The organism is Lacticaseibacillus zhaodongensis, assembly GCF_009687905.1.
GTDB classification, from domain to species: domain Bacteria; phylum Bacillota; class Bacilli; order Lactobacillales; family Lactobacillaceae; genus Lacticaseibacillus; species Lacticaseibacillus zhaodongensis.
The window spans coordinates 373,812-387,858 of sequence record NZ_BLBG01000001.1; the positions used below are offsets into that span (position 1 = coordinate 373,812).

Sequence of the window (14,047 nt, forward strand, 5' to 3'; positions counted from 1 at the left end):
AGGAATTGCGATGCTTAGCCCAATGGACATTCGGGACAAGAGTTTTAACGTTAAGATGCGGGGGTTCGACCAGGATCAGGTCAATGATTTCCTTGACCAGATCATTGCTGACTACGAGGCGGCCATCAAGAAGAATGATGATCTTGAGGCCAAGTTGAAGGAAGCTCAGGCCAAGGTTGACCACTACGACGGTTTGAAGGACGCCATGAACCAGTCCATCATCGTTGCGCAATCCGCCGCGGACACTGTCAAGAAGCAGGCGGAAACTGAAGCCCAGAACGTTCAGGACGAAGCGGAAGCAAATGCCGAGAAGTTGCTCTCTGATGCGAGTGCGAAGAGCAACCAGATTTTGAGCGATGCTAGCGACAAGGCCCGGCAGCTATCCATCCAGACTGAGGACATGCGCCGGACCGCTAAGCAGTTCCGGGACCACTTGGCACTGCTGCTGAAGGCGGAGCTTGAGACCGTTCAGAGTGCCCAGTGGGACGACGCGCTAGACGCGCCGATCGCAACGGTCGACACCGATGCAATCACAAAGCCTGAGGGTGACGCTGCAGATAGTGCTGCTAACGCAGATGCTGCCGACACCGCCGCGGCTGCGGACACTGATTCAACAAGTTCTGCCGCAGAAACGCAATCCGACCTTGACAGTGAGGGGTCCGATTCATTAGACTCTAAAGCAGATGGTACGGCTAGTGCTGATGCGGACCCCGCGCAGCAGGAGCCTGAGGGTGAGTACACCGAGATCGTATTCCCGGATGACGACCCTAAAGCCTAATATCTCTAATCCGTTGAGGAACACGCGTTAACGGCGGCAATTCATACCAGCGACCCGGAATTTGGTGCAAGTCCGGGATGAATCCCCCTGTTAATATCAGTTCTGAGCACCAGTTCGATACATAGAGCTGGCCGGTTGGTGCCCGTTAACGCGCCGTTAGAGGGGAATATTGTTTTTTGGATTCCCGAATTTAGGTGGTACCACGACGATCTCGTCCTAATTATTAGGACGGGATCTTTTTTTATCCAAAATCGTTATTTTACAGGAGAAGAGGGAATAATTGTGAAGGTCAAAGAAACACTGAACTTGAGCAAAACGTCATTCCCAATGCGTGCACGGCTTCCGCAGCGTGAACCAGAATGGCAAAAAGCATGGGATGAGAACCACGTTTATGAACAGCGCCAGAAGCTTAATGAAGGTAAGCCAACCTTCATGCTCCACGATGGGCCTCCATTTGCCAACGGGAACATCCACATGGGCCACGCTCTGAACAAGGTCAGCAAGGACATCATCGTGCGTTACAAGTCCATGGCTGGTTTCCGCGCACCATACGTTCCCGGCTGGGATACGCACGGTCTGCCAATTGAGCAGCAGCTGGCGAAGAAGGGTGTCCACCGTAAGGAAATGGACATGGTTACTTACCGTCAGATGTGCCGGGATTTTGCCCTCAAGGAAATCGACAAGCAGCGGACGGACTTCAAGCGCCTTGGCATTGCCGGCGACTGGGAGCACCCTTACATCACCCTGCAGAAGGAATTCGAAGCCGAAGAAATCCGGACTTTTGGCAAAATGGCCGAAAAGGGCTACATTTACCACGGTCTGAAGCCAGTTTACTGGTCATGGAGTTCCGAATCGACGCTTGCTGAGGCTGAAGTTGAATACAAAGACATCACCTCACCAACCATTTACGTTGCCTTCCCAATCAAAGACGGCAAGGGCATTATCGATCAAGATGCCGAGCTAATCATTTGGACGACCACGCCTTGGACCATTCCTGGGAACTTGGGTATTACTGTTAACCCGAAGTTTACCTATGTTGAAGTCCAAGTTGACGACCGCAAGTTTGTTGTTGCGCAAGACTTGCTCGCAACGGTCGGTGAAACACTTGGTTGGACCGACCCTAAGGTGCTCAAGAGCTTCAGTGGTAAGGACATGGACCGCATGGTTGCTAAGCACCCATTGTATGGTCGGGACAGCTTGGTTATGAACGCCAACTACGTCACACTTGATGCCGGGACCGGTCTGGTTCACAGTGATCCTGGTCATGGTGAAGACGACTACAACGTTGGTGTGAAGTACGGGCTGCCGGTTTACTCCGTTCTTGATGCCCACGGGATCATGAACGAGAACGCGCCTGGTTTTGAAGGTCAGTTTTACGAAAAGGCCAACGACAGTGTCATGGACGCGCTGAAGGCAAAGCATGCGCTACTCAAGCACGTTCCAATCACCCACGCATATCCGCACGACTGGCGGACCAAGAAGCCCGTTGTCTACCGGGCAACGACGCAGTGGTTTGCTTCCGTTGACGCATTCCGCCAGCAGATTCTGGACCAGATTGAAAAGGTCAACTTCAAGCCTAGTTGGGGCAAAACCCGTCTGTACAACATGATCAAGGACCGTGGCGACTGGGTTATCTCCCGTCAACGCGCCTGGGGTGTGCCACTCCCGATTTTCTACGCTGAAGACAAGACGCCAATCCTGGAAAAGAAAACCATTGACCACGTGGCCGATCTTTTTGCCAAGTATGGTTCTAATGTTTGGTTCGAGCGCGACGCTAAGGACTTGCTCCCAGATGGTTACACCAACGAGCACAGTCCTAACGGCAAGTTCACCAAGGAAACCGACATCATGGATGTTTGGTTTGACTCTGGTTCTTCCCACCAGGCGGTTCTTGCCCAGCGGCCAGAACTGTCGTTCCCAGCTGACCTCTACCTCGAAGGTTCTGACCAGTACCGGGGCTGGTTCAACAGCTCCCTGATCACTTCTGTCGCCGCAACTGGCATCGCGCCATACCGCGGCATCCTTTCCCAAGGCTTCACGCTCGATGGTAAGGGCCAGAAGATGAGTAAGTCGCTCGGCAACACAATTGCTCCCGACAAGGTCGAGAAGCAGTACGGTGCCGAGATCGTCCGGCTCTGGGCTGCCACTGTCGACTCCAGTTCTGACGTGCGTGTCTCCATGGATAATTTCGCCCAGACCAGTGAGGCCTACCGCAAAATCCGGAACACGATGCGCTTCATGATTGCTAACACCAGTGATTTTGACGCCGCCAAGGACACGGTTGCGGACAAGGACCTCAGTGGTGTTGACCGCTACATGCTGGTCCGCCTGAACGACGTGGTCAAGAAGGCACTTGCTGCATACGATGAGTACGACTTCTCCACAGTTGTTAAGACCATCAGCAGTTACCTCGTTAACGACATGTCCGCATTCTACCTGGACTTTGCGAAGGATGTTGTTTACATCGAAGCAGCTGACGACATCAAACGCCGCCGGATGCAGACTGTGATGGACACAGCGCTGTTGGCGCTCACCAAACTGATTGTGCCGATTTTGCCACACACGGCTGAAGAAATCTGGCCATACCTGAAGCAGGCAGAAGGATTCGCTTACCTGGCTGAGATGCCAAAGGTTCAGGATTACGCTGATGCGGACCAGCTGCGGAAGCAGTGGGGTGCATTCCTTGAATTCCGTAGTGAAGCGCAAAAGGCCCTTGAAGAGGCCCGGGATGCTAAGGTCATCGGGAAGTCGCTTGAGGCCCACCTGACCGTCTACCCAACCACCGAACTGGCTGACCTGTTGAACGGCCTAGACGCTGACGTTAAGCAGTTGCTCATCGTCTCCGCCCTGACCGTTGAACCAGCCGGCACCAAGGCACCAGCAGATGCCGCCACCTTCAAGGATGGTGCAATCACCGTTGCCCACGCTGAAGGCGAAGTCTGCGAACGCTGCCGGATGACTCGGACTGATGTCGGGACCGACGCAACCTTCCCAACCTTGTGCGCACGTTGCAGTGCCATCGTCCGCGCCAACTTCCCAGAAGCCGTCGAGAACGGGCTGGAGAGTAAACAGAAGTAACAGAGCGGAGGCCCGCGTTCAGAAGCTGAGCATTAACGTACTTCGGGAATAATGCCGGGTTTGGGCATTATTTCCGAAGTGTGTTAAGCGCAAGCTTCTGCGGGCCGCAGCTCGACTCGGCACCGTAAACTAGGAATTTTTCCACATCACAACAAAGCACCTGCAGCTCATCCCCTCACAACATTGAGGGTGGTGAACTGCAGGTGCTTTTGCGTGCATATTGGATTAGTTGTTTAGAAAGTTTCCTTCCGGTGCGTCTGCGGATCACGCTGCTGCATGTTGCCAGAAGTGTAATCGAGCAGGTTGTTCTTCAGGTCGTCCTCCATTGCTGCCAGCTGTTTCTCGGCGGCTTGGCGTTTGCTGCGGCCGTCTTGCTGGATCTGTAAGGTTTCCTTCAGCGTGTCGATCAGGTCGCTCTGCGTCTGGGTGAGGGTTTCGATGTCGACCACACCGCGCTCGTTTTCCTTGGCTGTCTCAATGCTGGAAATCTTCAGCATCTGGCTGTTCTTCTTGAGCAGGTCATTGGTGGTTTCGGAAACTTCGCGTTGGGCGGTAACGGCTTGCTTCTGCCGGAGCAGGGTGAGGGCAATCGCAACTTGGTTCTTCCAGAGTGGAATGGCCGTGTTGATGCTGGCCTGGATTTTCTCCGCCAGGGCCTGGTTCGTGTTCTGAATCAAACGAATTTGGGGTGCCTGCTGGAGCGTGATCTCGCGGGCGAGTTGCAGGTCGTAGGTGCGTTTTTCCAAACGCGCGACAAACTGCTGCAGGTCGTTGACGGTTTGCACGTCCATCTGGTCACCACTAGTCTCGGCCTTGTGCTGAGCTTCAGGGATGAGTTTAGCGGTTAGTTCTTCCTGCTTCATTTTGGCGGCGGCGATGTAGATGTTCAGCGCCTCGAAGTAGGACTTGTTCTGACCGTAAAGTTCTTCGAGCAGCTGGTTATCACTCATCAGGCCGTTCTTTTCCTTGTCGAGGTGGGCGGCAATTGTGTCGATTTGAGCCCCGATCTTTTGGTACTTGGCCGTGATTTCAAAAATGCTGCGCTTGACTTTACCGAACATACGGCTGAAGACATTGCTGTTCTCAGGCCGCAACTCATCCGGGTTGGTTTCATTCAGGCGGGTCATCAGGCTGGTCAGTGAGTCGCCAATGGCCCCGGTGTCGGAACTGGAAACTTTGGTCAGCATGTTTTGCGAAAATGAGGATAATTTTTGCTGGGCATTGGCCCCGTAGGAAAGCACCGCGGTTTGGTCATTAGGGTCAATTTTGTCGGCAAGTGCGTGTGCGGCTTCCTTGTCAGCATCTGTCATCCCCGCCGTGGGGTCGTCCATGTTGGCCGCGGCCATTTCCTTGTCTGGCTGCAGTTGAGGTGTGTTCATCTGGCCAAAGGGGTCGTTTAGTAGGTCGGAGGTCAAATTACTTTGTGCATCGGTTTTATCTGTCTTATCGCTCATCATGGTCTTCCTTTTCTACATCAGTATCGCTATCTGCTGGCGGGGTCACGATTGGTTTCTCCTTGGCCAGTAATTGCCGTTTCGTTAAGCTAACGGTGGTATCAAGGTCGTCAATGTCGCTGCGCACGAAGTCGGTGTACTCATTCTTAATCGTTTCCGCGAGTTTGCGCAACGCATCTTTGGCTTGGGAAAGGACGAGGTAGGTGTCCTCTGTCTTCACCTCGTGCCGGTTGATAATCGCGTACTTGTGGGTGAGATCCGCCATGTTGGGCAGCTGTTCGTATAGGAACGGTGCGGCTTCGGTCATCCGCTTGGGCTCATCCACGATTGCCTTGAAGTAGGCATGAATGATGTTCATGGTGTCATTTTCCGCCATGATATCTTGTAATTCAAGTACGCCTTGAACGGTACTTTCAAGCTGGTGGACGTTCTTGCTGGCGGTAGCCATAGTTTCGCGGAACATGTCAATCTCACTGTCGCTGAGGCCGGCCGCTTCGTAGTGGGCGGCCAGCTTCTTGCTCATTGGCCGCTTGACGGTTTCTGGCACCTCTTTTAGTGGCCGGCGCTGCCAAATAACGTTTAGGTAGGCAACCACCGCCGCGAATACGGGTACGAGTAATCCCGTGGCCCTGGTGATGAGACCGTAGTCGAGACTGCTCCGCGTTGCGAGTGCGATCACGAAGCCCAGAAAGCTCAGGGCGACAGTTTGCCATTCCCGAAAGTGTCGACTCTCGTCCGTGTCGCGGATGCCGCCGCGTAGTTCGGCGTAGAAGCGCAGCAGGCCAAAAGCCAAGCCGCCCAGTTCACCGATTACAAATGATTGGGTTCCTAAGACTGTGTACATGAAGCCCAGGAAGGCCCACATGATGACACGCAGCCAACGGACACCACGAGTTTGTTTTTTACTCATTAATAGTCACTGCCCCTCAAGTTTTCTTTATCTGGACCCAGTTTAGCATAGCGGGCGGGCTTGCATATCAGGCCAAGGTATGAGATTGTGACTTTTCTACATTATTCACTATGCCACAATTGTCCGCCGCGACACGCGTGGCAAAAATCAGGCGTTACGTGTATCATTAAACTTGACTTACAGACTGGATGGAGGTTCCCCATGAAAGAGCCACAGACAAGAAAAGAGTACCGCGAGCAGCAAAAGCGTGAACAAGAAGAAGCGGCCGAGCGCGACAAGAAGCGCGTCGAGGTGGAACGCGAGTATGCACGTGATGAGTCCAAACACCCGGAAAAAATTCAGCGTTTTGACGAGCAGACTTACCATAAAGTCAGCGGACTGAAGCAGAAACTGAACTGGGCGATCGGTATCGTCATCGTGCTGATTGTGTTGGTCTACTTAGTGCTGTTCTTGCTGTAGTGATTTTGTCGGGAACAAGAAAGGGTTAATAATCATGAAAATTGGCGTTGTATGTGCAATGGAAGAAGAAATTCGGGAACTGCTCAACGTTCTTGAAGATAAAGAAACCGAAACGGTAGCGGGCCAGCCCTTCTACCACGGCCACATTGCTGGTCAGGAAGTTTCACTCGTTGAATGTGGCATTGGTAAGGTGCAGGCGGGGATGAACACTGCTATCTTGATTGACCACTACCAGCCGGACCTTGTCATCAACACCGGTAGTGCTGGTGGCATCGGGACTGGTCTGAAGGTCGGTGACGTGGTTATCAGTTCTGGGGTTGCCTACCACGACGTTGATTCCACCGCTTTCGGCTACAAGCCTGGTCAGTTGCCAAGTCGGCCGCAGATTTTCACGGCTGATGAGAAATACGTTGGCTTGATTGAAAAGGCTGCACACGAAACTGACCTGACGACACACGTGGGCCTGATTGTAACTGGTGATCAGTTCATCAGTAGCACCCCCGCAATTGCGCAGATCAAGAAGATTTATCCTGACGCTTTGGCTTCTGAAATGGAAGGGGCTGCAATCGGGCAAGTTGCCACGCAGTTCAAGCTGCCATTCGTTGTCATTCGCGCCATGAGTGACGTTGGCGATGAAGATGCCAGCGTCAGTTTCGACAAGTTTATTATCGAGGCCGGGAAGAAGAGTGCGGCGATGCTACTCGCATTCTTGAAGGACCTCGATTAACTGAAAGGAAGATAATTTTGGAGCACGTCTATCTCGACAACGCGGCCACCACGCCGATGCGGCCAGAGGTGATCGCGGCAATGACCGCACAGATGCAAAATGATTTTGGTAACGCCAGCTCGACCCATTACTTCGGGCGGCAGGCGCACACGGCCTTGGACCACGCGCGCCAGCAACTAGCCGACGTGCTGCACACCAAAGCTGACCACATCGTCTTTACGAGTGGTGCGACCGAAAGCAACAACACCGTCATCAACCAGGTGGCTTTTGCAAAAGCAAATCAAGGCAAGCACATCATCACTACGGCCATTGAGCACCTGTCCGTGCTCAAACCACTGCAGGCACTAGAGCAGCAAGGTTACCGGGTGACCTATCTGCCCGTTGACGAAAAGGGCGAAATTAGTCTGGCTGATTTTGACGCCGCGCTTGATGATGACACGATTTTGGTATCGATCATGTACGGTAACAATGAGGTCGGCAGTGTAATGCCCATCAAGGAAATCGGTGCGCGGCTCCGGGACCACCAAGCGTTGTTCCACGTTGACGCGACCCAGGCCTTTGGGTTAGTTGACCTGAACCCCGAGGAGTTGGGAGTTAATTTGCTCTCCGCTTCCGCCCACAAGCTGAACGGGCCGAAGGGTGTCGGGCTTTTGTACCGTGATGGAGATGTTCACTTCCCATCCTTCCAAAAGGGGGGCGAGCAGGAGACCAAGCGCCGGGCCGGGACCGAGAATATCCCCGGCATCGTCGGCTTCGGCACCGCGGCTAGCCTGCTGGATGTGGAGCAGAAAAACGCCCGCCAGCAGCAGTTTGCGGACTTCAGCGCCCAGCTGACGGCAAAGTTGACCGCTGCGGACGTTAAGTTTGCGGTGAACGGGGACCTGGCGCGGCCACGGCTGCAGCACGTTCTGAACTTGTGGCTGCCGGGTGTATCCACCTACGCGCTGCAGACTAACTTGGACCTGGCCGGTTTTGCTGTCTCCGGTGGTTCGGCCTGCACGGCGGGGTCACTCGAGCCCTCGCACGTGCTTACCGCTATGTTTGGTGCTGACTCGCCCCGCATTGGTGAGTCCATCCGCATTTCATACGGCATGACGACCACCGCGGAGCAAATCGATGCCTTTGGTGATGCTTTGATCAAAATCGTCCGGCGGCTGCTGGCGCGGGCAAAATAAAGAGTGGACCACAATGCGGTTAGTTCCTGAGCATTAGCAGAAAAGGCACCTATTCCCGACTTTTGGGAGTAGGAGCCTTTTAAGCTAAGCGGAAGGAGCTGCATTGTGGGCCACGTTTACATGCTGGGAGAGTTTGCGGCTTGCCGCTTACTATCCTACATCCGGAGCGCAGCGGAGGTGGCCGACTCCTCACCATAATTACGAACGGTCAGGAGTCGGCCGGCAGCGATGGTCGGCAGTAGTTTCGAAGCTTCTCGTTGTGACTGAGCTTCAAAATAAACTGCGCTGGTAGCGCTTATCTGTGCGTGCTAGAATTAAAGTAATATCTGTGAATGGAGTGGTCAAAATGGCATTAGCCGATACTGCCAAGGTTTTAGGATCAAATGATAGTTACAAGGTCAGCTCCCTGGTCAAGCGCTACACGCTGCGGGACACGGGTTTCCTGGTGACAAAGGCGGGCAACTTCCAGTTGGAACGTTCGCTTGACCCTAGTAGCCCGCTGACAGCTGCCAACAAGCTGCGCGTGGTCGTTAGTAAGGACATGAAGAAGCTCTCAATGAGCGTCACCACCGCTAACGGTCTGCGGGCCGTCGACATCTTCAAGTCACCGAAGACGGCGGATGCCGTTGAACAGTATCAATACGTCGTTGATGACCTGATCGACCGGAACGTGCTTGAGCACGCATAAGGATTCGGCACAGGTACGCGACTGAAGCAAGTACAGGCACATTGCAATCTTTACCCCCGACAAAAAAGGAGTATCCATGCAAAATCTGATTATGGACGCCATCGAGTCTTTTGGTTATCTTGGCGTTTTGTTACTCATCACTCTCGAAAACGTGTTTCCGCCGATTCCGTCCGAGGTCGTCCTGACTTTTGCCGGCTTCATGACCAAGCACACGAGCATGACGGCCCCGCTGGTGATTGTTTCCGCCACGATTGGTTCCGTGCTCGGGGCCATCGTGCTTTATTTAGTTGGGCGCTTGCTCAGTACGGAGCGCTTGGAGCGGCTCGTCAGCGGGCGCGTGGGGCGGCTGCTCCACTTTAAGCCCAGCGACATTGTCAAGGCGGAGAGGTGGTTCAAACGCCGGGGCAACTCTGCAGTCTTCTTCTGCCGCTTTATCCCGATCGTGCGGAGCCTGATTTCGATTCCCGCTGGCACCACGAAGATGCCTTTTGGCCGCTTCGTGCTGCTTAGTGCCGCGGGGACGGCCGTTTGGAACATCGTCCTCGTGTACTTTGGCCGGGCGGCTGGGCACGCGTGGAGTCGGGTGGCAGGGTATTTTGACACGTACGCGTTCGTTGCCCTGATTGTGCTCGTGCTTGTGTTCATTGCCGGCGTGGCGATTTTCTATAAGCGGCGGTTTAAGACGCAAAAATTAAACAAGCAGTAGCTAGCAAAAGCAGGTTAACCACACCGATAGGGTGAAGTTGACCTGCTTTTTACTTTTGGTTGCCGGCGTTAATGCTGCCAGATGAAACGCTAATTTAATTATTCAAACATTTTCTTGGTGGCGCGCATCAAGGTTGGGATGTCCTTGTCGTAGCGTGGCGTCTTGACCAAGCGACTCATTGGCACACCTGCGAAGTGGTAGGCCGCAATCTCACCGGAGCGGACCGCGGACTGTTCGGTAAAGATCATCTGGTATGGCTGGTCAACGAACTCACCAGTGAAGGCGAGGTTAGTTGAGTGGTCGGGGATGACTTCAGGCCGATCCGTTTTGGCGCGGTTGTTGAAGAGGGCGGAGGCGTAAGGCATGTAGACGGGGATGCAGTTGACGACGGAATCGTAAATTGCGTCCTTCTTGGTGATGATGTTGACGGGGCCTGGGTCGACCTTGGAGAGCTGGCCGATGAGTTCGGTCAGCATTTCTTTACCGGTCATTTCAATGTACGGCTTGTCGACGAACTCGCCGCGACGCCGTGGGTAGAGGAAGTAACCCCAAATGACGGCTTCGTTAGGCTTCTGGTCGGTGAAGTGGGGCTGGTGGTGAACAACGATGGACATGTTAACGTCCTCTTGGCCCAGCGGTGTGATCGGAGTTGTGGACAGGAAGGAGTTCAGCGCGTTGCCAGGTACCTGCGTGGTGATACGGGTGATTTCGTTGAGCAGCAGGTGGTCCTTAGTGGTCAGGGTGAAGCTGACCCACTCGCTGGCGTCCCGGTCGGCAAAGAACTTGTCTGGGTTGCCCAGGTTGTAGAAGTGCTCAGTGGCCTTCTTCCAGAGGCTGGATGCGGCCCCGTAGTCCATGTTTTCAACGACAGGGGTGTCGTAGTCGCCGAAGGTAGTGGAGTCGGTGATCGAACCGTTGGTGAAGATGACGGCGGTGTCGTCGTCAACGGCAACGTGCTCCTCCGCACCAGTTTCAACGTTGGTCATCTTGAGGCCAGTGACGGTGATTTCATCTTGTAGCGCACTGTCCTTGAATTCCCAGTCCGTCACACGCCGGTTCAGCACGATTTTGACGCCCTGGTCCTTCAAGTAGGTAATGATTGGCAGCATGATGCTCTCGTACTGGTTGTAACGGGTGCGGTTGACACCGACCAAGTGTTCAATCTGGGTGAATTCGTAAATCATCTGGTGCATGTAGCGCCGGAGTTCCTGCGCGGAGCTCTTGGTGCGGAATGCAAAAGTCGTTTCCCACATGTACCAGAAGTTGGTTTGGAACATGTGCGGGTCATCCTTGAAGTAATCGGCGATGGAGACGTTGTCGAGTTTTTGTTCTTCAGAATCGGGCATCATGATCAGCTTGGTCAGCAGCAGCCGGTCCTGATTGTTGAAGCCCATTTTGCCGCCATCAATGATGCCACGCGCACCCTGCATGAGGCGGGCCTTATCGAAGGTCGGGTGCTTGGCGTCGAAGTCGTGGGTGTCTTCGGCCGCGGTCATGCCTGGTTCGGTGACGGACTGCACCCGCCCGAGCAGGTCCATCAGGTCAACGTAGGTCCGGTAGTTGAGCATGCGGCCGCCGCGGGCCAGGTAGCCTTTGCGGTTGCTGAGTGGGTGGTTCTTGTTCCAGTACTCATCGGCGAGGGTACTCGTGTCGGCACCATCGTTACTACCATGGTCATCTAGGGAATAGAAGGTGATGTTCTCACCATTCCAGTGGCCCTCTTGAATGAAATAAACGGCTGCGGCCATGTTGGCCAGACCAGCACCGATCATAATTGCCTTAGTTTTTTTACTCATGACTAATCCTCCTTGAGAATACTCTGTTTCCGCGTTGCCAGCAGCTGCTTACTGGTGGCTGGTATCGTACTTCGCGTAATCCTGCGCATCGTCGCGGAACAGCTCTAACTGCTTTGCCAGCAGCCCGGCACCAATCAGTGCGAGAGACAGTGTGGCACAAAGAAATACATGCTTTTTACTCATTTTAAAAGCCTCACTTTCTTGATGAATCCGGTTTCATTTGTTTACGCTTTTAGTGTATAGCCGGGGTTAGGCAAAATAAATGGGCAAAGTCTGCGCTTTGCCCAAAAATGTCGCACTTTAATGTTCATTCTTGTTTAACTCGAAGTAACCGTAACTCTTGCGGCCATTACTGATTGCGTTTTTGATCCCACCACTGAGCACGATGTCGGCGCGACGCATCAATGCGCTTTTCGGTTCAACCACCCCGTCGATCAGCCACTTAATGATCTGGCCCACCAAGGCGATTGCATAAAAGTTGACGATGTCATCCGCGAGCACCCGCGGCAATTCCTGATCCGCGTCGGTCACCACGCGTTGGACCATTTCGCTGGAAACGGTGATCAGCAGTCGCTCAAGCAGGTCGCGCCCAACTGAGTGAACGGACGCGATGCAAAATTCGCGGTTGTCGTATATGTAGTCGAGCAGTAATTGGTAGGCCTGATGCCATTCGTCGATTTGGGCGTGGGCCCGCATTTGACTCACAATTTCTTGGTCATAGATCCACTTAAGCAGGGCGTAAATATCTTCGAAGTGATAATAGAAGGTGTTGCGGGTCACCCCCGCCTTAGTTGTCAGCTCGTCAATGGTAATTTTGTCCAGCGGGGTGGTCCGCATCATCATTTTAAGTGTGTCGGCTAGCTGGACTTTGGTTGTTGTTGCACTCATTGTACATACTCCCTCCGCATTTTGCCCCAAAACTCGGGCCTTACTGTTAATTGTAAAACGCTAGTGGCTGGTACCCAAACAACAATGTGCTTATTTCGTGGTATTAATGACCGCATGCTTACTTTTGAGAAGTGTTGAAAATCCGGTGAACACTGGTATACTAAATATTACTGGAATTCCGACCTTCAAATCGGCGATTTTAGAATCTATTTGAAATGATGGTGATACCGTGGATAATTCCAACATCCGTGTCGTTGTGGGAATGTCAGGGGGTGTCGACAGCTCTGTAAGTGCACTGCTACTCAAGCAGCAAGGTTACGACGTTGTGGGCGTCTTCATGAAGAACTGGGACGACAAGAATGACGACGGTGTTTGTACCACGACCGAAGATTACGAGGATGTAGCTAAGGTCGCGGCGGAAATTGGCATTCCCTACTATGGGATCAACTTTGAGAAGGAATACTGGGACCGTGTGTTCAAGTATTTCCTCGCGGAGTACAAGGCAGGGCGGACGCCTAACCCTGACGTGATGTGCAACAAGGAGGTCAAGTTCAAGGCCTTTCTTGATTACGCGGAGCAGCTTGACGCGGACTATATCGCGATGGGCCACTACGCACAGCTTGAGACCGATGCAGATGGCGTTGTGCACATGTTGCGTGGTGCCGATAAGGGTAAGGATCAGACCTACTTCTTGAACCAGCTCTCTCAGGACCAGCTCAAGAAGTCCATGTTCCCAATCGGCCACCTGCAGAAGAAGCAGGTCCGCGCGATTGCCGCCGAGGCTGGTTTGGCAACTGCCAACAAGAAGGACTCAACCGGGATCTGCTTTATCGGTGAGCGGAACTTCCGCCACTTCCTGAGTGAGTTCTTGCCTGCTCAGCCTGGCCGCATGATGACGCGTGATGGCAAGGACATGGGGAGCCACAGTGGTCTCATGTACTACACTATCGGGCAGCGTTCTGGTCTTGGTATTGGTGGTAGCAGTGAGAACTCCGAGCCTTGGTTCGTTGTTGGTAAGGACATCAAGAAGAACATCTTGTACGTTGGCCAGGGCTTCAACAACCCCGACCTGATGGCTAGCAGCCTCGACTGCAGTGGTATTTCCTTCTTCACCGGCAGCAAGCCTGGCGATGAGTTCCACGTCACAGCAAAGTTCCGCTACCGTCAGCCTGACGTTGGCGTCACGGTTAAGATGACCGGCGCCGACACCGCCGACGTAATTTTTGACGCACCGGTTCGGGCAATCACACCTGGCCAGTCCGTTGTTTTCTACGACGGTGCTGAGTGCCTCGGTGGGGGAACCATCGACCACGCCTACACCGCAGCGCAGGAGTTGCAGTACGTTTAATAACATGCTAATTTTTTTGGAGGAGCGGCCACTTTTGCGG

The 14,047-nt window shown here is 53.6% G+C and carries 13 protein-coding genes; 8 read left to right on the forward strand and 5 right to left on the reverse strand.

Annotated features, from left to right (window positions below):
* The first annotated feature begins 10 nt into the window (after positions 1–10).
* Positions 11–778 (forward strand): DivIVA domain-containing protein, encoded by a 768-nt coding sequence (locus tag GN107_RS01940; protein WP_155285914.1) that lies wholly within the window; start codon positions 11–13, stop codon positions 776–778.
* Between the two features lie 282 nt (positions 779–1,060).
* Positions 1,061–3,856, forward strand: coding sequence for an isoleucine--tRNA ligase (ileS, locus tag GN107_RS01945; protein ID WP_155285913.1), 2,796 nt, complete (start codon positions 1,061–1,063; stop codon positions 3,854–3,856).
* A gap of 233 nt (positions 3,857–4,089) precedes the next feature.
* Here ileS and GN107_RS01950 read toward each other — a convergent pair whose 3' ends face one another.
* Both GN107_RS01950 and GN107_RS01955 read right to left on the reverse strand, forming a co-directional pair.
* Positions 4,090–5,310: a toxic anion resistance protein gene (locus tag GN107_RS01950; protein ID WP_155285912.1), complete on the reverse strand. Its 1,221-nt coding sequence runs from the start codon at positions 5,308–5,310 to the stop codon at positions 4,090–4,092.
* Positions 5,300–6,220: a 5-bromo-4-chloroindolyl phosphate hydrolysis family protein gene (locus GN107_RS01955; protein ID WP_155285911.1), complete on the reverse strand. Its 921-nt coding sequence runs from the start codon at positions 6,218–6,220 to the stop codon at positions 5,300–5,302. Before GN107_RS01955 ends, GN107_RS01950 begins: the two co-directional genes overlap by 11 nt.
* A 201-nt stretch (positions 6,221–6,421) precedes the next feature.
* Between GN107_RS01955 and GN107_RS01960 the strand changes: the two genes are divergently transcribed.
* The 5 genes from GN107_RS01960 to GN107_RS01980 all read left to right on the forward strand — a co-directional run bounded on the left by GN107_RS01960 (position 6,422) and on the right by GN107_RS01980 (position 9,975).
* Entirely contained in the window at positions 6,422–6,679 is a 258-nt protein-coding gene (locus GN107_RS01960) for a hypothetical protein (protein WP_155285910.1), read from the forward strand.
* A gap of 31 nt (positions 6,680–6,710) precedes the next feature.
* A complete protein-coding gene (locus GN107_RS01965) occupies positions 6,711–7,406 on the forward strand; it encodes a 5'-methylthioadenosine/adenosylhomocysteine nucleosidase (protein ID WP_196246225.1) in 696 nt (231 codons plus the stop codon).
* 17 nt (positions 7,407–7,423) lie between these two features.
* Positions 7,424–8,581, forward strand: coding sequence for a cysteine desulfurase family protein (locus GN107_RS01970; protein WP_155285908.1), 1,158 nt, complete (start codon positions 7,424–7,426; stop codon positions 8,579–8,581).
* A gap of 346 nt (positions 8,582–8,927) precedes the next feature.
* Positions 8,928–9,269 carry a DUF1831 domain-containing protein gene (locus tag GN107_RS01975; protein WP_155285907.1) on the forward strand — a complete coding sequence of 114 codons (342 nt, stop codon included), beginning with the start codon at positions 8,928–8,930 and terminating at the stop codon, positions 9,267–9,269.
* Between the two features lie 76 nt (positions 9,270–9,345).
* Positions 9,346–9,975 (forward strand): DedA family protein, encoded by a 630-nt coding sequence (locus GN107_RS01980; RefSeq protein ID WP_155285906.1) that lies wholly within the window; start codon positions 9,346–9,348, stop codon positions 9,973–9,975.
* Between the two features lie 98 nt (positions 9,976–10,073).
* Here the strand turns inward: GN107_RS01980 and GN107_RS01985 are convergent, their stop codons facing one another.
* The 3 genes from GN107_RS01985 to GN107_RS01995 form a co-directional block, all read right to left on the reverse strand.
* Complete coding sequence (locus tag GN107_RS01985; protein ID WP_155285905.1) at positions 10,074–11,771, reverse strand: oleate hydratase; 1,698 nt, start codon at positions 11,769–11,771, stop codon at positions 10,074–10,076.
* 48 nt (positions 11,772–11,819) lie between these two features.
* Entirely contained in the window at positions 11,820–11,954 is a 135-nt protein-coding gene (locus GN107_RS01990) for a methanol dehydrogenase (protein WP_155285904.1), read from the reverse strand.
* 117 nt (positions 11,955–12,071) lie between these two features.
* The gene (locus GN107_RS01995) at positions 12,072–12,659 is read right to left on the reverse strand and encodes a TetR/AcrR family transcriptional regulator C-terminal domain-containing protein (protein WP_155285903.1); all 588 of its coding nucleotides are present in this window, start codon (positions 12,657–12,659) and stop codon (positions 12,072–12,074) included.
* A 229-nt stretch (positions 12,660–12,888) separates the two neighbouring features.
* On the opposite strand from GN107_RS01995, the gene mnmA reads away from it, so the two are divergent.
* Entirely contained in the window at positions 12,889–14,007 is a 1,119-nt protein-coding gene (mnmA, locus tag GN107_RS02000; RefSeq protein WP_308779399.1) for a tRNA 2-thiouridine(34) synthase MnmA, read from the forward strand.
* Positions 14,008–14,047 lie beyond the last annotated feature (40 nt).